Raw genomic sequence first — 24,413 nt, 5'->3', positions numbered from 1 at the left:
CAATTGTATCTGGATACACTTCTACTTGTTCCTGAAATAATTGATGTACACATTTATCTTTTGGATATTCTGTTTCTGTCTTATTCCAATCCAGCAACATTTGTTGTTCGTAATTTGTTAATAAGGAAAACTCACCTAAACATTGATCTGAGTTTAAAACAATATTACTTAATAAAGCATTAAAGCTCTCCAATATACCACTGTTTTTTTGTGAATTAACTTGATTTTTATTATACTCCAAAGAAATTTTTAATCTATTTGTATTTTCAGAAAATTTAATTTGAAAATCGAATTGACCACTATTATTCTCTAATCCTATGATTTTAGAATTAGAAACATACATTGAACCATTTACTTTAACTATAAAACGAGTTCCTAATAAAAAATCAAATTCACCATTCAATTTCTTATCATTTTTTTGATAATTATGACCAGAATAATATTCACACGTTTCAAAATTTATTTCCTGAAGAAAATCATGAAATTTCATTATTTTTGATACTTTCGTATTGATTATTGTACTATCAATAATTTCCCCATTTTCCTTATATCCCTGTTGACTACTGTCTAACATCATTTCTATTTCAACATCTTCTTCAGAATTATTACATAAAAATAATATATGTAAGCTTGCAAGTATTGTTGTTAACAACGTCACTTTTTTCTGTTCACTTAGTAGTTTAACAGATTTACTTAATGTAGTTGAAAGAAGCAATTCTTCAGTGTTTTTCACATAACCATAATCTACTTTCCACGAATAATCTGTGCTTGATATTTTGTCTGTTAAATCCTGTTTACAATTACCTTCTACAGATATGTCATTTAAATTATCTGTACTGTATAATACACTTTTATGTTCCATATAAAGTAACTCCTCCTGATTTCACTTTTTATATTGAACAAACTTAAGTCTGTATTTTTAGAGAATATTCTGTTTTTTATTTTTATAACTTTAATTTTTTATTATTCTATATTAATTTAGAAATAAACATCACCCTACTTCTTTAAAATTATTATTCTTTTATATTAGAATCACTAATTTATTAACTATTTTTAAATCAATAATGTTAAAATTCGCTAAATATTTCCCTACGTTAAAACATGAAGTGTATGGTATTTTATTTAAAATATACCATATATTTATACAATATATAACAAAAAATACCAAAGTCAACATTCTAAATAATGAAATTAGTTAATATTATAATTAAAATAAATATATTAAAAGGTTTTTATCACTTCATAAAGGTTCATTCTGCTATAATTTGCTAACAAGAAGTTGATTCAATAAATCTATTACTAGTGATTCTTTTTGTTTTATAAAAAAATGCCCTCCATCAAATTCATAAAAATTACATGTTTTGCTGGTATGATCTTTCCATAACAAAATTTCACTTAATAAAACATTATCTTGGCTTCCATAAAACACATGAAATGGAACATCTAGTACTTGACGTTGATCTGATAAACTGTAAGTTTCTACAATCTTATAATCTGCCCTTATAATAGGCAAATATATATCTAACAATTCTTTATTCTCAAGTAGTTCAACCGGAGTTCCACCCAACCTCAAAATTTTTTCACAAAGTTGTTCATCATTATATTTATGGACGACCTCTTTACTCTTAAATTGAGGAGCTGATCTTCCAGAAAAAACAAACAATTCCGGCATAGGCCGTCCCTCTTCTTGTATTTTGTGGCCTAATTCATATGCAATTAACCCACCCATACTATGACCAAAAATAGAATACGGATTATTATCTATTTTCTGATAAATTTTATTATAAATATCTTCTACTACATCAATTATATGAATGCTTAATTCCTCTTGAAATCTTCGCCCTCTGCCCGCTAACTCAATACCACAAACATTAATTTCTGGGGATAAGAGCTCAGTCCATGTATTAAAAACACTTGCTGAACCACCTGCATACGGTAAACATATTAAATTCATAATTTCCCCTTCCTTCTTATTTTTAAAATTATTTTTCTGTACTATTAAAATATAATTTTATCTACATATATTACTACATATATTACTACATATATTACTATATATATTACTACATATATTTCCAAATACATGTTGATAAATATTAGTTTGAAAATACAGAAAAATAAAAATATTTAATTTCATCTTATTTTAATAAGTAATTTCTACATTCAAAAAGATCCTGAAATACAATAAGAATACTTCATTTCTTTCTTCTTTTCTCTTACAGCTTGATTTTGTAATCGTTTTTTTGTTGTTCTTTTGTTAATCGATGTACAACCACACGAGTTGGTACTTTATCAGTCATTCTTACATAGGCGTCGGATATTTCACATGTTTGTCCTGGCTTAAGAGAGTTCATTAAGATTTCCATATCTATCTGTACAAACTCTGTACTTTTTTGATTCTTCCATCTTGAAAGTAATCAGGTTTGGGATTTTTTGATAAATACGTGTATTCGACTTGATCCAAGAGATATAATAAGCCTTTTTATCTTGTATATGTTAAAGATCTTTTAAATAAAAATAAGCTAAATCTCACATACATAAATCATTCGCTGTTATAGTTAGGACACACGGAGAACCGTAGGTTCGATTATGTTGTTTACCTAGACCAGTATGAATATATAGGAACTGTCCGCTTAACAGGTCATACTCAAGTTTAATTTTCATCCCAGCTTTATGTCTGCACCCTCCTGCACCTGGATGAACGAATGAGAATGGATCTGGGAGTTGAAAAACAGTGGAATCTAAAATACAAATAAGCTTGAAAGCAGACGTTTATGGAGAAGAAATTGGCATAGATGAAGCCAATTTTTAGTTTAGTAGTTCAGCTAATACATGTTGTAAAAATTGGACGGCTCCTTTATTAAATCGTTGATTCAGTCCCTCGGGACTGATGAGCACTTCTGTTGAGGCTTCTAAACAGCTAGATAACTGAGTTAAAGACGTCGTAGCGATATTTTAATTCATCCATACACATAAAGCGACTAAATCTTCTGCTTGGTACTTACTGGCTCTTTGCACAAAACTAACATCTCTAGTAAGATTTCGTAAGGTATTTGGGGATAAGGAATTTTGAATTTTTCGAGCAAATAGTTGTAGTTTGTCAGATACAGACATAGACATACAAAAACGCCATCCTTTCGTATGATTCTATAGAAAGAATAGCGTATTTTTTCATTTAAGGAGGAATTTTATTTTATTAGCTTAATAGCGATGGAGTGGTCCCCCTATAAGTACAGTGAAGTATCTTATATCGAAAATTAAATGTAGTGTAGTACTTTAGGGGAAATCCAAATTCTCCCTCCCCAAAAATAATCCCTACTTTCAACTAAAAAAGTAGGGATCTATGGTATTTTAATAGACTTAGGAAAACGAATGAAAAATCGTTGTTTATTCAAGAATATTCCATTACTTAATTGCTTTTTTGGAAAAACTATAACTTATATATAGATTTAATTAAAGTATTTCTTTTGCATCAGAAGGTAAATTTCTTACATGTTTAAGATATTTCGTCATATTTACATCGTCGTCAATTGGATATGTGAACAGTAAGTTATCCGCAACATCTTCTGCTAAAGTTCTAAACAATTCACAAGTAACAAATATAGAATCCCAAAAATTCTCGTAATTATTGTCAGAATAAGTTTTTTCATACATCTCCCAATACGATTCAGGAAGATAACTTTTAAAATACTTCCCCATTTTTCCAGTTGAAACTTGGAAGTCATGTCTTATACCAACCCACCAAGAAACCATCTTATCTACTCTACCTCTTATTACATATTCAAACATTTGCTTGGCATATGATGGTAATTCATCACGCCAAATCCCTTTTGCAACGTTTTGTAGACACCACCAAAAATCATTACAACAGCTCATAACCATAGATGCTGTTGGCCTTTTCACATGATAATCAATATCTGTAGGCGCTGGAATAAGTGGTAGAATGTTATCCTTATCTAATAATGAAACTGTAAGTTTATCATTCATATATATATCCCTCAATCATTGTATCTTTCGTTTCAATATGAAGATCTACACGATTTCCGTCTGTAAAAAGCATTAAATTACCCATAAGACCTATCAAAATCCATATCCATACCAGCTGATTCATTATTTCTATCAGGCTCTTGTATCATAAGTAAATCTCCAAAAGTATGAATCCAGGTTTTATCTTTTGGGGCATTAGGATTTGTTCTTGAACCATTCATATATACTGCTCGAATTCGTTCATCTTTTTTAGCTGTTCCTATTATTAAATTAAACGTTTCTTTTTCACTTCTCATTAATATTCACCTCAAAATCCCTTTTTCTTTTTGCTATTTTGTAACTTTACTTTATAGTTATTATTAAAGTATCCTATACCTCTAATTTAATAGTACAGAATCTTGTTTTTCTTCTAATTTATACACTTTATACCATTCTATTCCACAAGCTGCTGCATGTATTTTTGAATCGTATGGCCACTTTTTAAAGTTGTATAGATTAAATTTGCAATTTTACCACAAAGGTGACCAATTACTTTTTCTTTATCATTCCTTCTTCCACTTTACGATCATAATATGCTTTAAAAACCGTAGGTTTTCGTTTTCCATTTGCTAACATCATCATGGACATCTGATAAAGTACTCGACGTGCATCACGAACACCACTGTATGTCTGTTTTGTCGAGCGTACAGAAGTCCCAGATTGCGAATTTTTAGCTAAAACACCAAGGTATTTCTTAAACTCTTTATATGTATTAAATCGATCTACATCACCTATTACACCGATTAACGTACAAGCTATATTTTCACTTACAAAAGGGAATAAAAGGAGTAAATCTGTATATGGATGTGGATCAATTCCTTTTTCAGAATTCTCCCAAAGGAGATTATGAATTTCCATATCAATAAGTTTAATACTTTCCTCAAGCCGTATGGCTTCTTCTATAACCCATCTTTCCCTTCCAACTAAATGTTCCACAGGTACAGCTACTGTATATGGCATAATTTCAGATAACACTTTAGCAGCTTTTTTCGCCACACTTTTCGCTCCTACTTTAGAATTTGCTTTATACAGTTCATCTTCCGATGATTTCTTCATGTAAAGACCCGTAGGGTATTTCAGTACTAATTTCATTACAGAAGAGGTACCCAATTTTTTAAATGCTTTAAATCTGGGTATGTTACTTTTAATAATTGTTGAACTTGATTTTTTCTACGAGTTAACTGAACATTTAAATACCATCAATCTCGCATGACTGTCCGAAATAGGGATTGTAAGACAGTTTGAGGTTTTATTAAAGTAACTCCATGCATGTGAGGATGGAGCTGTTTATGCCATCCCATATAGGACATTACATTGGCATCCATTGAATCTGATTTCTCTGAGATACCTAGATTATTCTTACGAAATTCACCAACTGCCTTGTTCGTATGAAAAAATATCGTTCTTACAAAGGGACAGTTGGGCAAATTGCGCCTAACATTTTAAATCGCAATTTCCAAGCGAAAAAACCAAATGAGAAGTGGGTTACAGATATTACGGAGTTTAAGTTATTTGGGGAGAAGTTATACCTATCACCGATATTGGATTTATTTAATGGTGAAATTATCACGTATAAAATTGGTTCAAGACCGACCTATTCCCTTGTTTCAACAATGTTAGACCAAGCCTTTGAACACGTAACAGATCAAGACAAACTCCTCATTCATTCTGATCAAGGGTGGCACTATCAAATGAAACAATACCGTCATTCTCTTAAGCAATATGGCATAACACAAAGTATGTCTCGTAAAGGAAACTGTTATGACAATGCCGTTATTGAAAATTTTTTCGGTATCATGAAATCGGAATTTCTGTATCGAAAAGAATTTGAAAGTATAACACATTTCAAACAAGAATCAGCAAAGTATATAGACTACTATAATCATAAAAGAATTAAGGCAAAATTAAAGGGTATGAGCCCAGTACAATACCGGGCTCATACCCTAGAGGTTGCCTAATGAACCGACCTGTCTAACTTTCGGGGGTCACTTCATTATTTTTCAGTAACATATGCCCACTTATAGCTGTATTCTGGGCTAATATTATGCTTAACAACACCTTTTACATGTGGTTTCATAACATAAGATCTAGCACTTTGATATAAAGGTACAAGGGCTACATCTTCTTCAAGAAGTAATTTCTCTGCTTTCCCTAGTTCCTCCCAGCGTTTCTTCGCATCACTCATTAATTCCCCACCAGCTTTTTTAATTATTTCATCATATTTCTGATCAGAGAAACTCATTTGGTTATGAGAGTGCTTACTTTCAAACATATCTAAATATGTCATTGGATCCGCATAATCTGGGCTCCATCCGCCATATGAAATATCATAATCTTGATCTGATTCTAATTTAAGTTTTTGTTTAAACGGTTGCAGTTTAATATTTACTGTTACACCTTTTAAGTTTTTCTCAATTTGATCTTTTACATATTCCCCAACTTTTTTCGCATTACCAGTATCATAGTTTAAAAACTCAATTGTAACTTGATCTTTTCCAAGTTCTTTTTTCGCTTCTTCCCATGCAGCAGTTGCTTTTTTCGCATCTGGTTTAACACCGTTTTTAAACGTTTCTTGGAAGTCTTTCCCATCAGGTCCAGCTGCTAATCCTTTCGGCACTAAATAATCTGCAGGTTTTGACCCATCATTTAAAATAACATTTGTTAAATTCTTTTTATCAATTGATAGCGCAATTGCTTCACGTAATTTTTTACTCTTTAATGGTGTATCTTGTCCACCACGTTTTTGGTTTAAACGTATAAAGAACGTACTTGGTTCGTTATACACCCCATATTCCTCTTTATTATTTCTATATTTGTCAACGAATTCTCCTGTTAATAAACCGAAATCAATTTGCCCACTATCATATAAATTCACAATAGTTGCTGGCTCTTTTACAACACTATAGTTAATTTCATCTAATTTTACAGTCTTTTTATCCCAATATTGATCATTCTTCTTCAGTTTCCAGCCTTGTTCATGCTTCCAATCCGTTAGAACGAACGGCCCATTATATACTGTTGTATCAGATTCTAAACCGTATTTATCCCCTTTTTCTTTTACGAACTTCTCATTTAATGGATAGTACGATGGGAATGCTACTAAGTTTAAGAAGTATGGTACTGCTTGTTCTAATTCAACTTCTAAAGTAAGGTCGTCTACTGCTTTAACTCCTAATTCTGTTACAGGTTTTTCACCTTTATTAACCGCTTCTGCATTTTTAATTGGGAATGCAATAAATGCATACTCAGCAGCTGTTTTTGGATCTAATAAACGTTGCCATGCAAATACGAAATCTTTCGCTGTTACAGCATCACCATTGGACCATTTTGCATCTTTACGTAATTTGAATGTATATTTTTTACCATCCTCACTCTTCGTGCTTGATTCTGCCGCAGCTGGGATTGGTTTATTCTCTTTATCTAAACGGTATAAACCTTCCATTGTGTTCCCTAAAATTTGAGAACCTAATGTATCTGTACTTTTCGACGTATCCATTGTTGGAATTTCCTGATTTTCTGTTTTATTGAACACTTGTTTCGCTGCTAATTTTTCTCCTGATTTGCTATCTCCGCCTGAGCTAGAATTTGTGCTTGTCTTCTTATCTCCGCCTGATGTAGAACATGCTGTCAATGCCATACTCATTGCTAAAACTGGTGCTACAACTGCTGTTAGTTTTTTCATTTTTTTCTTTTTCACTTTCTGTACCCTCCCTAATTCTAAACGCTCTCATTTAAGAATTTTCTGATAATTCTGTTTTTCTTTATATATTTATCAGAAGATTCTTATTAACTATTATTCTACTAATTTTTTGAGTTTTGTAAAGTGTTATTATTGAAAATTTTAAAAAAATTATTTTTTTACAGTAATATTCATAAAAATTCCATAATCTTTCGAAACACTATACCTCATTGAATTATATGTACTGATTTAATAGCCTTTATATCCTTCCACTATAAAGAACCTGTAAATTATTGTTAATAAATAATGTATATCATAACAAACCTCTTTTCTACAAAAATAAAAAAGTCAGCTTTGCTGACTTTTTTATCCGACCATTTTCTCTTTTTTCATTTCCTCTATTACTCTCGTATACTTCTCTTCATCAAATTCATTTTCACTTTTTGCAACAACTACAGTCGCAATACCGTTACCAATTAAATTGACAATAGCACGTGCCTCTGACATAAAACGATCTACACCAAGCAATAGTGCTAACCCTTCTAATGGAATAACATTCATCGCAGATAACGTAGATGCTAATACAATAAACCCTCCACCTGTTACTGCTGCTGCACCTTTAGATGTAACTAATAAAATAGCTATTATCGTTAATTGTTGACCTAGTGAAAGATCGACGTGAAAGACTTGAGCTAAAAATATAGTAGCCATCGATAAATAAATGGTCGTTCCATCTAAATTAAAAGAGTATCCCGTCGGAATGACTAAACCTACTACTGGCTTCGAACATCCGAAGTCTTCCATCTTTGTCATCATTCGCGGCAATACTGATTCTGATGATGATGTCCCGAGAACAATGAGTAATTCTTCTTTAATGTGAGCTAAATATTTCCACAAACTAAATTTGTACAGTTTACAAATAAAATTTAAAACAATAAAAACAAATAATGCCATTGTCGCATACACACAAATCATTAATTTACCAAGTGGAATAAGTGTACTTAAACCATATTTGCCAATTGTAAACGCCATCCCGCCGAATGCTCCAATCGGTGCTAATTTCATTACAATTGATAAAATGTTAAAAAATACTTTCGATAATCTTTCAAAAAAATCGATTACCGGTTGTCCATTTTTCCCTAACATCGTTAACCCAGCACCGAATAAAATGGAGAAGAACAGCACTTGTAAAATATCACCTTTTGCAAATGCTTCAAACATGTTAGACGGTACAATATGTAAAAAGAAATCCACCCACTTCATTTCTTGCCCGCTTTGTACATATTGCGAAACATCTCCGCCCTTTAGCTTTGAGGGATCTACTCCATCTCCGGGACGTACAACATTCGCTATGATGATACCAATAATTAAAGCTGCAGTTGTAACAATTTCAAAATATAATAATGCCTTACCACCAACACGACCTACCTTTTTCATACTTCCCATACTTGCAATACCAAGCACAATTGTTAAAAAGATAATCGGTGCAATAACCATTTTAATCATATTGATGAACGTTTCACCAATTGGCTTCATCTCTTGTCCAACACTCGGCCAAATTGCTCCTACTGCAATACCACAAATAATGGCCACAATAACTTGAAATGTTAAATTCTTTATGATTCTCATTTTTGATACTCCCCTGTTTCTTTCATTTCTCCCATACTATTTCAATAATTGCTAATGATATATTCTATGTAATAGCCCCCCTGTTATTTCACTTAAGCTACAACTTTATGTTACACTATTATCTTAAATTTGAAAATAGTATATAACATTTGTATATAAACGACATACTATTTAACGTAATAAAAAAGCAGACATTACATCTGCTTTAATTCTCCTCAATCTGCTTTTCACTTAATCCTAGATGTGTTCTAAGAGTATTGCTCAAACTCTGTAGATCTTTTTTATTAGGATTATAATAATATACACGTTGCCCATTTGGACCATTAGGTAAATATAAATCATCACCAGCTAATTGTATTTTTTCAACTGAACTATTTAAACCGTATTTATAAAAAGATAAAATATCATCCATTACTAAATTTGTTTTAAAATCACCGTCAACCGCCTCAACTATTTTTTCTAGCTTCGTAATCGATCCTACACTTTTTAATTTACTTAAAATCGCTTCCATAACAAGTTGTTGGCGCTGTCCTCTCATTGCATCACTATCAATATGACGCGTTCTTGCTAAGGCAAGTGCCTCTTCCCCTGTTAATTTTTGTAGTCCTTTTTTCAAATGGATCGCGTCAGGTTCATCTTTACTATTTTGCTCCGTAAATTCAACAGGGACATCTACTTCAATCCCATCTAATCCATCAACAATTTTAGTAAATGAATTAAAATTAAACTTTACAAAATAATCAACAGGCACTTGTAATAACTTTTCTACCGCTTCCACTGAAGCTTGCGGCCCTCCATCTTTACCATTTTTAACGAAACCACTTCCATATGCATGCGTTATTTTATCTTTTTTCTTTTCAACCGGAACATATGTGTATGTATCACGTGGTATACTCGTTAATTTCACAGTCTTATCATCTTTATTAAAAGTAGCTAACAGTAGTGCATCTGTATGAAATGCACCATTATACTCCTTTTGTCGTTCTTGATTTTCATCAATTCCCATAATTAAAAGTGAAACATTATTCTTAATCGGTTTTACAGTTTCCTCACGTAAATTTGATTTTTCACCACGTGCTAAATTAACATTTGATTTTTGTACGAGATTAGAAGTTTTCATATATACGTAAGTACCATATCCAAATCCGCAAAATAGTAATATCGCTAACAATACACTTACTATCGTTGTCTTTTTATATTTTCGTTTATTTTTCTGTTCTCTTGAAGAAGAATGATTCTCCATATTGTTTCCTCCGTTTTCTATTCATCCAATATATTTTTCACTTTCTCATAATTAGCGCTTTCCTTTTGAAATGTATTCTCTTTCAATCCTTTGTTTATTTGTATCCATTCTGTTGTAATCGAATATTGAATCATACCTTCGTGGAAACTAAGGAACTTTAGCATAATCCCCGTATTTTTCTCTACAACCATTTCAAATTTCCCTCTTAAATCTTCAGATGTACTTACAGGCATTTCTATATTTATTGTCCCTTCTATTTTGTAGCAATCCAGTCCAAGATACTTCGTTTCTTTATAATTCCAATCTTTATATCGAATTAATAGATCAGCAAATTCGGATTGAATACTATACTTCGCGAATCCTATATATTCATCATCATACCTTTTTTTCTCACCTGATTTTCTCAATAACCTTTCCGTAGGATTTAATTTTAATAGTTCATAGTTTCTTTCTTTCGGGCTCCATTTTGTTTCTTTGTACGTATACTTCTCGTCATCAAACTCTTTTTTCTTGCCCTCGTTATATATAATGGTTCGTTTTTTCACTAGTTTATCTTCTTTCGAAGAGATACCTCTTTGTTGCTCCGTATCAATCGTATATTTGTATGTTGTAGCAATTCTTGACGAACTAGAATATTCCTCAAATTGTCCTGAAATATTATTAAAATGATCAATGGAATCTAGCATTTTTTCATGAATCTTTTCTTTATCTGGATAATTTACATTCGCTTTTATTTCCTCTTCGTTTTCGTAATCAGAAAATGCCTTTTTCTTTACATATTCAAACACTCCGCCGTTTTGAGCAAAAATTTGATCAGAAAACTCCGATATAGACACAATTGAAAGTGCTAGAACAGCAGCACTTATAACCATCATATAAACTCTGTAACCTTTCTTTTTTACCGGAAGACTATGTAGTGTACGATTAATCTTTTCATTTAACTCTGGCGGTACTATAACATTCTCTTCGTTTATTCTCTTTTTTAATTTCTCATCAAATATTTTTTCATTATCCATCCTTTGCACCCCCTATTCCATCTTTAATCGTTTCTGTAGTTGTTCCCTCGCACGTGCCAATCTCGATTTCACTGTTCCTTTTGGTACTTCTAAAAGCTTCGCTATACTCTCTTGATTCATATCTTCATAATAATAAAGCACCGTAACAGCTCTTAACTCTTCATGTAACGATTGAATCGCATTACACAAATCTATATCTTCATACTGATCGCACGCACTCATATTGTAATCATTCTCTTCTGTCACAATTATCTTTTTATACGTTCTAATAATGTTATTACATTCATTCATTAAAATTCGAATTAACCAAGTTTGAAAAAACTCTTCTTTCTTTAATTTTTTTATATTCTCATAGGCTTTTAAAATTGTTGTTTGTATCGCATCCTCTATATTTGTCTCATCACGTAACATAGCCTTTGCAATACGATACATCTTTACTTTTTCTGTATGTATAAGCCTCATAAATGCTTCATGATCACCTTTTTTCGCTAAAGAAACATCGGTTTCTTCTTTTACAATCATTTTATATAAAGGGATTACTTTCACAATTGCTCCTCCTGTTTCATCCTCACTTCAAATTTAACTTTACATGTATTAGACGGATGAGCCTAGAAAAAGGTTCATTTTTTTGAATATTTTCATAAAAAAAGGTAAACATTTTTCATGTTTACCTATACTTAGATGTAATTCTAAGTAAATACCCATCTGGATCCACAATTTTAAATCCTCTCATCTCCCATGGATAAGTTTGAATTTCTTCTTGTATTGTGCACCGATTCTCTTTACAACGTTCATATACTTCTTCAATCCGATTGACAACAATAATTAGTTCAAAGCCATTCCCCTTCATCTCTTTTCGATTGTAAAAATAGTGATTTTCATTCAATCTTGAATCACTAACTAGTAATAAAGAAAACTGGTCGAAATTAAAACGTGCTGCATGCATATTTCGTTTATACAACTTTAAACCAATTACTTCTTCATAGAACAATAATGACTTTTCTATATCATTTACATATAGCTGCACCCGGAATAAATGATCCACTAGTTTCCTCCTCATCAAAAAAAGTCCACTCATATAGTGGACTTTCTACTCTATAACGGTAAATCCCTCTTCCTAAACACAACAATTGCTGCTATAAAAATACAAAGTGCTCCAGCAGTTAAACCTATACTTACTGGCCATATATTATACGTTCCTTCAGCTATTTCTTTCGGACGAAATAGCGTAAACAATGATATATTTCTCATCCACTCTAACTTATCACTTAATTTACCTACCATATCCGTTACGAAAAATAATATTGTTAAACTTGCTGAGTAGCTAAGTGCCTTTCTTTCGTCATTACATATACAAGAAAAGAAAAATGAATAACCACTAACGACTAAAAAGATGAGCCCTCCGACTACGTTTATCTTCAGGAATAATTCTTTATTTAAATTATTATCTTCTAAAAACCATTCTGCACCTACTATACCTGCTACATACGTAACAGCTACAATAATTAGTAGTCCCAATATAAGAATAGACGCTTGCGTGATTGCAATTTTCACCCTAGATACAGGCGTTGCTAGCAAATATGCCATCGCCCCTTTATCTACATGCCGTGCAATTAAATGTGTTGCAACTGTTACGCAAAAAATCGTTAAAATAATAATAAACAATAGACTATAATACTCGCCAGCTAAAAAATCCATTACGTTTTGAATCGGACTTTCCATGCCAACAATTTTTTTCACACTATCAGGCATAGCGCTTATTAATTCATTTAAACCTTTCGCTGATACCATTGAAGGGAAGATCCAAATTAACAACCATAAATATAAAGCTGCACCCGTAGCATAGCTCCAAATACTTTTTTGGGTTTCTTTCAAACTAGCTAAAAACAATTGCTTATTCATGCTTTACCCCTTCTTCCTTATCGTAATAATGCATAAATAAATGTTCTAAATCCATTGCTCTCGTTTGAAGTGCCGTTACATTATAGTTTGAAAGTATTTGTAAAACAGTTTGATAGTTTCCTTGTACGATAATCGAAGCTTCTCTACCTTTCACCGCTTCAAATTGCAAATTACATTGTGTAAGAGATTCAATCTCTTCCTCTGATGATACGGTTACATCTATCACTTGTCGTCTCATACTTTGTAAATCATGAATATTTTCAACCGTTACAAGGCGACCATCTTTAATAATCGCTACTCGGTCACATGTACGTTCAATTTCAGTAAAAATATGCGACGACATAAGAATTGTTTTCCCTCTTTGCTTTTCCTCTACTATTAAATCTATAAATACTTGCTGCATAAGTGGATCGAGTCCTGAAGTTGGTTCATCCAAAATTAACACTTCTGGATCATGCATAAAAGCAGCAACAATCCCTACTTTTTGCTTCATTCCTTTAGACATTTTTCGAATCGGTGTTTTCACATCGAATTGTAGACGTTCTATTAATTCATCTCGTTTTTTCGTATCCTTTAAACCACGCATTCCTTGCATTAACTTCAAAAACTCTAATCCGTTCATTCCTTCAATAAAAGAGATTTCTCCTGGTAGATAGCCAACTTCTCTTTGAATTTTCGCTGCTTCATTCCAACAATCCAATCCAAAAATTGTCGCTTTACCATCTGTCGGTTTTATAAACCCCATTAAATTACGAATTGTTGTGGATTTCCCGGCACCATTTGGTCCTAAGTAACCGAATACTTCCCCTTCTTTCACTTCAAATGTAATATGAAACAAACCTTTTCCATTTGAAAATTTTTTTGTGACATTTTGAACTGAAATCATAATTCCACCTCATTTTTTGAAATATTTAATATGTGATATTTCAAAATTATTGTACTCCTCATCTTTCATATTCGCAACAACTTTTTGAAATATTTATATGTCCATATTTCAAAATTATTGTTTTTCATTATTTTTTCTTGTATATTTTAATTGAGGTGATTGCATTGAACGGCTTTGAAAAAGTGAAAGAAAAGAAAAAACGTGCTATTAAAGAGGCAGCCTTCTTATTATTTTCAGAACGCGGATTTAATGAAGTGAAAATAGAACATATTGCAAAAGAAGCAAACGTTTCTCAAGTTACCATTTATAATCATTTCGGAAGTAAAGATGCGTTATTTCGAGAGCTTATACAAGAATTTATTATATCTGAATTTCAATATTATAAAGATCTTGCAGCGGAAAAATTACCTTTTCATGATATGATGCAAAAAATGATTGTAAGAAAAATGAATACTGGTGGGTTATTTCAGCCGGATATGTTACTACAAATGATGCAAAGAGATGAAGAGCTCCGAAAGTTTATTTATAGTTATCAAAACGAAAAAATCTTGCCTTGGTATTTAGAAATATTAGAACAAGCACAGCAAAAAAATGAAATTAACCCTCACCTTACTAAAGAAATGATGTTGCTATACATTCAAATGTTCACTAAATTAGGTGATGATTTCGGAGCACAACTTCTTGAAGGAGATCGTGAAAAACATATACAAGATATCGTTACGATGTTCTTTTATGGACTGTCCGTCCCAGAAAAATAATTGTATCTAAAGAACAAATAAAATCAACAAAAAGCCCTTTGATATTTAAATCTCAAGGGCTTTTTCATGTCAAATAAATGGCTAAAACTAACTTTATCTTAAAGAAGTGAAATGCTGCTTTATAGATAACACCTTATTATAGATTAACTCTTTTAGCATAACAGGCTGAATTGAGATAATCGTTTCACCGAAATTCAGAAAATAGTTCGAGATAAAATCAACTTCTTGTTTATTGAAATAGCCTGTTATAATATAATGTTCATTTTCTTTTTGTATCTTCATGGAAGGATAATTCTCTTTATCAAAAATGTCTTTTCCTCTTTGATTAACAATGACAATAAAATCAATTGCATCAGGTTTTCTGTGAAAAGTAGCAAGATAATTTAATAGTTCCTCAAGATTTTTTGGCTTCGTATTACTTGTTTCCACAATAGAAAGAATTTTATCACATCTAATTATTTGAACATTATTTGTCTCAAAATTAAAGATTTTAGCATACCACTGGCCAAATTTAGATTCTATTCGAATAAATTGTGCAATCAAGGCTTTCTCCACATCTTTTTTTAAATATGTTAAATGATAAACTCGCTCAGCAAAAATCCCCTGCAAAATTTCTTTTAAGAACGGACTAAAATTACTATGATTTGTTACTTCAAAAGAAAGCGTTCGTTCCATAATTGCAATATTTTTACGCACATTATCAGGTAAGACATGTTTAAATTTATTTTCAAGCGCAATACTTTCTATATTGAATGGTTTTGTCTTGTATCCATTTAATGTAAGAATTGAAAAGTATAATGCATACATTTCATCCACACTAAAATAAATTGGTGACAACACACTATTTTCTATAATTTTATAACTTCCATTTCTGCCTAGTTCAGAATATATTGGTACACCTATTTCTTCTAATGATTGAATATCTCGCAACGCGGTACTTTTAGAAATATCATATCTAACCATTAAATCTTTTAAATTAAAATATCTTTTATTATTTAAGAAAATAAGCATATCATTTATTCGTTCCGTTTTTTTCATATTTCCCTCCTCGAAAGGTGTCATGTATTGAAACCTTTTTAGTCTATATTATAATTATTAACTAATAAAGGAGTTATAAATTTATGACATTAGAAATAGCTATTTTTCTTTCAATGAATGGGCAAGCAAAGGAGGCAATTCATTTTTATATACGTAATTTAGAAGCCAAAAAGTTAATGGTTGTTACGTATGAAGAACTGGCGAAAAGAGATAGTTCTTTCAAAATTACAAGTGAAAATAAAGATCATATTGCTCACTCTGTTTTACAAATTGGGAATACAAAGCTAATGATAGCAGAAGATACAATGAATCCTAACAAAGGTTATAACGTTGGAAATAACATGTCACTTTGCATTCAAAGCGCTAATTTAGAAGAAATACAAAGATTTTATAATAATTTAATTTCCGATAAGAATGTGAAGGTAATCTCTCCACTAGAAAAAAATGTATTTAGTGAAGCATATGGTATTATTGAAGATCCTTACGGCATCCAAATCCAGTTAATGTATGATAAGCGATTAAACTAAATAATTTGTCATATTCCTAATAAAAAAGACACGAAATTCGTGTCTTTTTTATTTTACAGTGATAACTCTACCCGTTTCATTACTTTCAACCGCTAATTGAATTAGCTTAATTACTTCTAAACCTTCTTGTGCTGTTACAGGTGGTTTCTCACCATTTATAATGCTATCTCTTACACCTTTATAGTACATGTCATAACAGCCAACTTCTGATGGAATACGTACTAACTCTTCTTCTGTTTGTAGAGTAACAAAATTCTCTTCAGCGTCTACTCCATAACCGTTATCGCCTGGCTTCATTCCATTTTTTAATTGTTCTTCCTGTGAATCCATACCGTATTTCACGATAGAACCTTTATCTCCATGCAGTGTAAAATGTGGACCTGCCTTTTTCACATAACTGCTACTACGTAAAATGACACGTTTAACTCCGTAGTGAAGTACTATGTGGAAATAATCATCCACCTCTGCACCTGGTCGTTGTTTGATTAGATCTGCACTTATCGCATTTGGTTTCCCAAATAATGATAATGCTTGGTCAATTAAATGCGATCCTAAATCATATAATATTCCTGATCCTGGTAAGTTCTTTTCTCTCCAGCGATCACGTACATGTGGACGGAAACGATCAAAATGCGCTTCATATGCGTATAGGTTACCTATTCTATTTTCTTCTAATAATTTCTTAATTGTTAAGAAATCATTATCAAAACGACGATTATGATATACACTTAATACGACATTATGCTGCTCTGCTAATGAAATAAGCTCTTCTCCTTCTTCAATTGAAACAACAAATGGTTTCTCTACAACAACATGCTTACCGTTTAATATTGCTTCTTTTACATATGGAAAATGAGTTGTATTTGGTGAAGTAATGACGACTAATTCAATATCAGCTCGCTTCACCAATTCATCAATTGTACTAACGACGTTAGCATTCGGTAATGTTTCTTTTACTACCTCTTCTTTTGAAGATAATACGGCACGAATATCATATTCTTCTATCGTTTGTAATAATGGGATATGAAATGTTGTACTAGAAAATCCAAAACCTACAATCCCTACACCTATTTTTTTCATGTTGCCCCTCCATTTATCCGGCTATTTGCGGACAGTAAGATCCCCACTGATTAGAATTCCACTTTATGAGAACGATTTCATTCAGTTATTATAACAAGATTATTATTATTTACATAATAAATTGCCTAGAAAAAAGCATCTTGCCATTATTCATGGCAAGATGCTTTTTTTATTCCGGTCGTTTTTTCGTCCACGTTTCAATAACTTCACCAGTATCGTTAACATCTAGCACTAAACTACCGTTACTATACCGATCCTTATTTCGATACGCTTTCGGATCAATTTCTTCTACGATATGTTTCTCTGTCTTCATGTAAACTAGTTCATCGTCTCTAACGATTTCAATACCGACAATGCGGTATGGATTACGTTTTAACTCTTTGAAAATAACAAGACCTCGCTTCGCTCTCGTTGATTTCTCAATTTCTGATGCTTTTAGGCGTTTTACAGCACCACGCTGCGTTACGAGAATAAGTTGATCTTTGTCACCATTTAATGGTTTACCAGAAGCGACATAATCATCTTCTTTTAAATTAATTGCTTTCACACCAGCGGCTCTTACACCGACTGGACTTACTTCATCTTCATGGAAAATAAGTGCATATGCACCGTGTGTAGCAAGAACGATATCACTCGTTCCATCTGTCGCAAATATATCAACAACTTCATCATCTTTTTTCAAGTTTACAGCAACGAACGCTCTTGAGTAACGCTGTACTTTATATTGGTTTAATTCTGTCTTCTTAATCATACCATTCTTTGTTACAAATACGATAAATCGCTTTTCTTCCTCAAAGTTCGGTACGACAGTTGCCCAAATAATGGTTTCATCCCGGTCGAGTGAAACGATATTAGCAACGTGCTGACCTAAATCTTTCCAACGAATATCTGGCATTTCGTATACTGGCAAATATATATAGTTTCCTTTATTCGTAAATAAGAGGACTGTCTCTGTCGTATTCGTATCGAATCGTTCAAGTAAGATGTCACCCTCTTTCATACCGAAGTCTTTGCCGTTTGAGGCATTATGTGAGCGCCATCCAGTACGTTTCACATATCCTTCTTTCGTTACAGTAACGATGACATCTTCTTGTGGGATCATCACTTCTACATCGATTTTAATTTCCTCGATTTGATCTTCAATAATTGCACGTCGATCATCACTATATGTTTTCTTAACTCTCTTTAAATCTGTTTTAATGACTTGAAGTAATCTTTTTTCACTTTGTAAAATTGCCTGTAACTCAATAATTTTCTTATTAAGCTCATCTGCCTCTTGTTGTAGTGCTGTAATATCTGTATTCGTTAAACGATATAATTGCAAGGATACAATTGCTTCCGCTTGCGCTTCTGTAAATCCAAATTTCGCACTTAAATTATCTTTTGCATTACGCTTATCTTTTGAAGCTCGAATCGTTTCAATAACTTGGTCTAAAATCGATAATGCTTTCTTTAAACCTTCTACAATATGTTGACGATTTTCTGCTTTTCTTAATTCATATTGTGAACGTCTCGTAACAACTTCTTTTTGATGCCCAATATATGCATCTAAAATTTTCGGTAATGTCATAAGCGTTGGACGACGATTATTAATCGCTACCATATTAAAGTTATATGGTATTTGCAAATCTGTATTTTTATATAAATAATTTAAAATACCTTCAGAATTTGCTTCTTTTTTTAATTCTACGACAATACGAAGACCTGTACGATCTGTCTCATCACGCACTTCAGCAATGCCATCTAATTTTTTATCTAGACGTAACTCATCCATTTTCTTAACAAGGTTTGCTTTATTTACTTCGTATGGAATTTCAGTAATTACGATTTGCTGTTTCCCACCACGAACCGTTTCAACTTCTGCTTTCCCGCGAATAATAATTTTACCTTTACCTGTTTCATACGCCTTTTTAATACCATCAATCCCTTGAATAATACCACCTGTTGGGAAATCAGGTCCTTTCATAACTGTTAATAAATCATCAACAGTACTATTCGGTTTATCAATACGCATCATTGTAGCGTCAATAACTTCTCCAAGATGATGCGGAGGAATTTCTGTTGCATAACCAGCGGAAATCCCTGTAGATCCGTTCACTAATAAGTTCGGGAACGCTGCTGGTAAAACAACCGGTTCTTCACTCGTATCATCAAAGTTGGATACGAATTCTACTGTTTCTTTATCAAGATCACGTAATAACTCAGATGCAATTGGTGATAATCGGGCTTCCGTATAACGCATTGCTGCTGCTGGATCCCCGTCAACACTACCGTTATTACCATGCATCTCAACTAAAACATTACGTACTTTCCAAGTTTGGCTTAAACGTACCATCGCCTCATATACAGAGGAATCACCATGCGGATGATAATTACCAATAACGTTACCAACTGTTTTAGCTGACTTACGGAATGCTTTATCGTGTACGTTTCCTTCTACATACATAGAATATAAAATACGTCTTTGTACTGGTTTTAAGCCATCACGAGCATCTGGAAGCGCGCGATCTTGAATAATATATTTACTATAACGTGCAAAGCGATCACCTAACACGTCTTCAAGCGGGAGGTCATGAAACTTCTCTGCTTGCATGTTATTCCACCTCCGTCTCCATAATCATTTCATTTTCTAAAATATTTCCTTCTTCTTGCATACCAAACTGTACATTGCGCTCAATCCATTTACGACGCGGTTCTACTTTATCACCCATTAATGTTGTAACGCGGCGCTCTGCCCTCGCTGCATCATCAATTTTCACGCGAATTAATGTACGCGTTTCAGGATTCATCGTTGTTTCCCATAATTGATCCGCATTCATTTCGCCAAGTCCTTTATAACGCTGTAACATGTAACCTTTTCCAACTTTTTTCGTTACTTCATCTAATTCATCATCTGACCATGCATATTCAATTACTTCACTTTTTCCTTTTCCTTTACTTACTTTGTATAAAGGAGGAAGTGCGATAAACACTTTACCAGCTTCAATAAGTGGTTTCATATATCTGTAGAAGAATGTTAATAACAATACTTGAATATGCGCCCCGTCTGTATCAGCATCGGTCATAATGACAACTTTATCGTAGTTAATATCTTCCACATCGAATTCATTGCCTACACCGCCGCCAATTGCATAAATGATTGTATTAATCTCTTCATTTTTGAAGATATCAGCAAGCTTTGCTTTTTCTGTATTAATTACTTTACCACGCAATGGTAATACCGCTTGGAAACGTCGATCTCGTCCTTGTTTCGCAGAACCACCGGCAGAGTCACCCTCTACTAGGTACAGTTCATTTTTCTGCGGGTTACGTGATTGTGCAGGTGTTAACTTACCACTTAATGTACCTTCTGATTTCTTTTTCTTTTTACCAGTACGCGCTTCCTCTCTCGCTTTACGAGCGGCTTCACGCGCTTGTGCTGCTTTAATTGCTTTTCTCACAAGAAGTGTAGCTACGTCCGGGTTTTCTTCTAAAAAGTAAGCTAAATGCTCTGATACAATGGCATCAATTGAAGACCGAGCTTCACTTGTACCTAGTTTCCCCTTCGTTTGTCCTTCAAACTGAAGTACTTCTTCTGGTACACGTACAGAAACGATAGCCGCTACACCTTCACGAATATCTGTACCTTCTAAGTTTTTATCTTTTTCTTTTAATAGCGAAACTTTACGAGCATACTCATTAAACACACGTGTCATTGCTGTCTTAAATCCAGCTTCATGTGTTCCACCATCTTTTGTACGTACGTTATTTACAAACGATAGAATATTTTCTGAGTAGCCATCGTTAAATTGAAATGCTAGCTCTGCCTCAATTCCATTTTGTTCACCAGAGAAATATACAACTGGATGAATCGAATCTTTCTCTTCGTTTAAGTATGAAACGAAAGCTTCAATTCCTGTTTCATAATGAAACACATCTTCTAAATCATTTCGTTCATCTTTTATTGAGATTTTCATCCCTTTTAATAAAAATGCAGATTCGCGTAATCTTTCACATAAAGTTTCATAGTTATAATTTGTTGTACTGAAAATTGTTGTATCTGGTTTAAAATGCATTGTCGTACCAGATTCTTTTGTCTTTCCGATTTTTTCAAGCGTCGTTACAGGAACACCACCATTTTCAAAGCGTTGTTCATAAATATTTCCGTCACGCTTAATCGTTACGACTAACCATTCTGATAAGGCGTTTACAACTGATGCCCCAACACCGTGTAAACCACCGCTTGTTTTATAGCCACCTTGACCAAACTTACCGCCTGCATGAAGTACAGTTAAAATAACTTCAGGTGTCGGTTTCCCAAGTTTATGCATTCCCGTAGGCATTCCTCGCCCTTTATCAATAACGCTAATACTATTATCTTTATGTATTACGACAGAAATTTCGTCGCCAAATCCCGCTAACGCTTCATCAACGGAGTTATCTACTATTTCGTATACTAAATGATGCAATCCACGGCTGTCCGTGCTCCCGATATACATACCCGGGCGTTTTCGAACGGCTTCAAGTCCTTCTAACACTTGAATCGCATCTTCATTATATTGGAACTGATGCTTCGCCAAACTCCTTGCCCCTTTCCTAATCCAAAATCAGAACATATGTTTCTATTATAGAATAACGCCTCGACTATAGTTTTGGCAAGTTATCTTATCTCTTTTATATACCATTTTCAATAGAAAAATCCTTGTTTTTTCACAAGGATTCCTCTAGGCTACTATTTCAGAAAAATAATCGTTTGTCAACGAGAAATGGATATGTATGCCAAGATTACATATTCCAAACCTTTATTATGATCCAAATGATCAAGATCCAAAACGGGATTACAAGTAACAATCCCCAAAAACAGCCTTTAAAAAATCTCATGATGAACACCTCGTTCATCGGCCCTACTTATCTATAATAAGGGCTGAAGCAATCTTTCTAACTTTACAATCTATACTATTTTGTCATTGCATGTTCTACTTTTATGCAACGATCCATTATTACAGTATAGTCTTTTTCTTTTAAAAGTTGATATGTATCTTCATCTTGTACTCCTAATTGTGCCCAAAAAACATCTGCATCAATCTCCACAAATTCTTTTGCAACATCCATTAAAAATTCTGAACGGCGGAATACATTTACAATGTCAACATGTTCCTTAATATCTTTTAGTGAAGCAACTGCTTTCTCTCCTAGCACCTCATCTACTGTTGGGTTTACTGGAATAATGCGGTATCCAGCATCTTGCATTGCTTTTGAAACCATATACGATGTACGTTCTGGCTTATCCGATAAACCAACAACCGCAATTGTTTTGCTTTTCTTTAATACTTCACCAATTTCCGTACGAGTTGGGTTTTCAATCATCATAATTAATCCCTCCTATTCCTTTAGTATAGCCGATAAAGAAAGTCTCTTTCAACATGAAAGAGACTTTCTTTTATTCCGATTATTGATTCTTTGTAGCTGAGTTATCTGCTAAAGTAGCTGTTTTCGTCATTTTTTGACCGTTACGATAGAATGTAACTTCTACTTTCTCACCTACTTTTTTCTTTTCATATAAATATTTACGGAATTGAAGTGAGTTTTCTACTTTTTGATTATCTAATGCTACTACAATATCATATTGCTCTAAACCAGCTTTTTCTGCCGGTGATATTGGATAAATTTTACCTAATACAACGCCATTTGTTACTTCTTTTGGCACTTTTAATTGATTTACTGCATAAGCTTGCACATCTTCTAATGAAACGACACCTACTCCAAGAGCTGGACGTTTCACTACGCCGTCTTTTTCAAGTGATTCAATAACTGGCTTTGCGATATTAATTGGAATAGCAAATCCAATTCCTTCAACTTCTTGTTGTGCAATTTTACTTGAATTAATCCCAATTATTTCACCATTTTGGTTAAATAATGCACCCCCACTATTACCTGGGTTAATTGCTGCATCTGTTTGAATAACTTGAGCATTCCAATCCGCGCGTTTATCGCCATCGATATCTACTGGAATTTCACGTTCTTTACTACTAATAATACCTTCCGTTACACTTCCATCAAACCCTAGTGGATTACCGATTGCAATTGCTTTTTCACCCGCACGGATTTTACTTGAATCACCTAAAGTGGCAACTTTATTTACGTTAGATCCATCAATTTCTACAACAGCTAAATCTAACCAAGGATCTTTCCCTACAAGTTTTGCATCTACTTTTTTGCCATCACTTAATTTTACAGCAAGTTTATTTGCTCCATCTACTACATGGTTGTTTGTTACAATATACGCTTTATTTCCTGCTTTTTTATAAATAACACCGGATCCTGAACCAGCTTGCTGTTCTTGACCTGTCGGTTGCATTGCAAATGGATCAATACTTTGTTGCATATTAATAACACCTACAACAACATCTTTCGCACCTTCAATCATACCAGGTAAATCCGTTTCATTTTTTGCCTTATTGACAACAGGAACTACAGTACCTTCAACTTTTGAATCCGAACTGAATGATGATACAGCCGCTCCATTATTTTGAGCCCATGGCATATATGGTGCCGCAAAACTAATTGTGACAGCCCCAACTACAGCTCCGACTAAACCTGTGAAAAAATAACCTTTTTTACTGCCTGATTTTCTCACTTCTCTCGTTTCA

The 24,413-nt window shown here is 33.1% G+C and carries 18 protein-coding genes and 4 pseudogenes; 3 read left to right on the top strand and 19 right to left on the bottom strand.

All coding sequences use genetic code 11. The annotated features are described in order from the left end of the window. The 5 genes and pseudogenes from MR079_RS21430 to MR079_RS29590 all read right to left on the bottom strand — a co-directional run. Window positions 1–862, bottom strand: an 862-nt coding sequence (locus tag MR079_RS21430) for a hypothetical protein (RefSeq protein ID WP_242294580.1), incomplete at its 3' end; no start/stop codon positions are given. 396 nt (window positions 863–1,258) lie between these two features. Further along, window positions 1,259–1,954, bottom strand: coding sequence for a thioesterase II family protein (locus MR079_RS21425; RefSeq protein WP_242294579.1), 696 nt, complete (start codon window positions 1,952–1,954; stop codon window positions 1,259–1,261). Between the two features lie 233 nt (window positions 1,955–2,187). Next, a pseudogene (locus tag MR079_RS21420) lies at window positions 2,188–3,120 on the bottom strand (IS4 family transposase); the annotation flags it as partial. Window positions 3,121–3,453: 333 nt separating this feature from the next. Beyond that, a pseudogene (locus tag MR079_RS21415) lies at window positions 3,454–4,283 on the bottom strand (aminoglycoside 6-adenylyltransferase). An 81-nt stretch (window positions 4,284–4,364) separates the two neighbouring features. Continuing rightward, window positions 4,365–5,426 (bottom strand): annotated as a pseudogene (locus MR079_RS29590) (IS110 family transposase); the annotation flags it as partial. On the opposite strand from MR079_RS29590, the pseudogene MR079_RS21405 reads away from it, so the two are divergent. Further along, window positions 5,403–5,984: pseudogene (locus tag MR079_RS21405) on the top strand (IS3 family transposase); the annotation flags it as partial. The pseudogenes MR079_RS29590 and MR079_RS21405 overlap by 24 nt on opposite strands. Before the next feature lie 35 nt (window positions 5,985–6,019). Here the strand turns inward: MR079_RS21405 and MR079_RS21400 are convergent. The 8 genes from MR079_RS21400 to MR079_RS21365 all read right to left on the bottom strand — a co-directional run bounded on the left by MR079_RS21400 (window position 6,020) and on the right by MR079_RS21365 (window position 14,381). After that, window positions 6,020–7,723: a peptide ABC transporter substrate-binding protein gene (locus tag MR079_RS21400; RefSeq protein WP_242294578.1), complete on the bottom strand. Its 1,704-nt coding sequence runs from the start codon at window positions 7,721–7,723 to the stop codon at window positions 6,020–6,022. Window positions 7,724–8,071: 348 nt separating this feature from the next. Continuing rightward, complete coding sequence (locus tag MR079_RS21395; protein ID WP_242294577.1) at window positions 8,072–9,334, bottom strand: dicarboxylate/amino acid:cation symporter; 1,263 nt, start codon at window positions 9,332–9,334, stop codon at window positions 8,072–8,074. Window positions 9,335–9,539: 205 nt separating this feature from the next. Further along, window positions 9,540–10,577, bottom strand: a complete 1,038-nt coding sequence (locus tag MR079_RS21390) for an LCP family protein (RefSeq protein WP_139866310.1) — start codon at window positions 10,575–10,577, stop codon at window positions 9,540–9,542. Between the two features lie 17 nt (window positions 10,578–10,594). Continuing rightward, the gene (locus tag MR079_RS21385) at window positions 10,595–11,593 is read right to left on the bottom strand and encodes an anti-sigma factor (protein WP_139866311.1); all 999 of its coding nucleotides are present in this window, start codon (window positions 11,591–11,593) and stop codon (window positions 10,595–10,597) included. Window positions 11,594–11,605: 12 nt separating this feature from the next. Next, complete coding sequence (locus tag MR079_RS21380; RefSeq protein ID WP_000864742.1) at window positions 11,606–12,139, bottom strand: sigma-70 family RNA polymerase sigma factor; 534 nt, start codon at window positions 12,137–12,139, stop codon at window positions 11,606–11,608. Between the two features lie 121 nt (window positions 12,140–12,260). Next, window positions 12,261–12,638: a VOC family protein gene (locus MR079_RS21375; protein WP_242294576.1), complete on the bottom strand. Its 378-nt coding sequence runs from the start codon at window positions 12,636–12,638 to the stop codon at window positions 12,261–12,263. 50 nt (window positions 12,639–12,688) lie between these two features. Continuing rightward, on the bottom strand, window positions 12,689–13,495 hold the full coding sequence (locus MR079_RS21370; RefSeq protein ID WP_139866314.1) for an ABC transporter permease subunit: 807 nt from the start codon (window positions 13,493–13,495) through the stop codon (window positions 12,689–12,691). Further along, entirely contained in the window at window positions 13,488–14,381 is an 894-nt protein-coding gene (locus MR079_RS21365) for an ABC transporter ATP-binding protein (protein WP_139866315.1), read from the bottom strand. Before MR079_RS21365 ends, MR079_RS21370 begins: the two co-directional genes overlap by 8 nt. Before the next feature lie 155 nt (window positions 14,382–14,536). Here MR079_RS21365 and MR079_RS21360 point away from each other — a divergent pair, with 155 nt between their 5' ends. After that, complete coding sequence (locus tag MR079_RS21360) at window positions 14,537–15,139, top strand: TetR/AcrR family transcriptional regulator (RefSeq protein ID WP_223290765.1); 603 nt, start codon at window positions 14,537–14,539, stop codon at window positions 15,137–15,139. Window positions 15,140–15,232: 93 nt separating this feature from the next. On the opposite strand, the gene MR079_RS21355 is transcribed toward MR079_RS21360, so the two are convergent. Then, window positions 15,233–16,201 (bottom strand): helix-turn-helix transcriptional regulator, encoded by a 969-nt coding sequence (locus MR079_RS21355; protein ID WP_139866317.1) that lies wholly within the window; start codon window positions 16,199–16,201, stop codon window positions 15,233–15,235. 59 nt (window positions 16,202–16,260) lie between these two features. Here MR079_RS21355 and MR079_RS21350 point away from each other — a divergent pair, with 59 nt between their 5' ends. After that, a complete protein-coding gene (locus tag MR079_RS21350) occupies window positions 16,261–16,704 on the top strand; it encodes a VOC family protein (RefSeq protein WP_139866318.1) in 444 nt (147 codons plus the stop codon). Window positions 16,705–16,752: 48 nt separating this feature from the next. Here the strand turns inward: MR079_RS21350 and MR079_RS21345 are convergent, their stop codons facing one another. The 5 genes from MR079_RS21345 to MR079_RS21325 all read right to left on the bottom strand — a co-directional run. Continuing rightward, on the bottom strand, window positions 16,753–17,784 hold the full coding sequence (locus MR079_RS21345; RefSeq protein ID WP_139866319.1) for an oxidoreductase: 1,032 nt from the start codon (window positions 17,782–17,784) through the stop codon (window positions 16,753–16,755). A 169-nt stretch (window positions 17,785–17,953) separates the two neighbouring features. Further along, window positions 17,954–20,377, bottom strand: a complete 2,424-nt coding sequence (gene parC, locus MR079_RS21340; RefSeq protein ID WP_001147477.1) for a DNA topoisomerase IV subunit A — start codon at window positions 20,375–20,377, stop codon at window positions 17,954–17,956. A 1-nt stretch (window position 20,378) separates the two neighbouring features. Continuing rightward, window positions 20,379–22,343: a DNA topoisomerase IV subunit B gene (gene parE / locus MR079_RS21335; protein ID WP_001062200.1), complete on the bottom strand. Its 1,965-nt coding sequence runs from the start codon at window positions 22,341–22,343 to the stop codon at window positions 20,379–20,381. 376 nt (window positions 22,344–22,719) lie between these two features. After that, window positions 22,720–23,133, bottom strand: coding sequence for a CoA-binding protein (locus MR079_RS21330; RefSeq protein WP_000972424.1), 414 nt, complete (start codon window positions 23,131–23,133; stop codon window positions 22,720–22,722). A gap of 79 nt (window positions 23,134–23,212) precedes the next feature. Continuing rightward, window positions 23,213–24,413 (bottom strand): S1C family serine protease (locus MR079_RS21325; RefSeq protein WP_242294575.1); only part of this gene is annotated, 1,201 nt, incomplete at its 5' end.

Source organism: Bacillus cereus group sp. BfR-BA-01381, assembly GCF_022663555.1.
Lineage (GTDB): Bacteria > Bacillota > Bacilli > Bacillales > Bacillaceae_G > Bacillus_A > Bacillus_A pacificus.
This window is presented reverse-complemented; position numbering and strand designations above follow the sequence as displayed.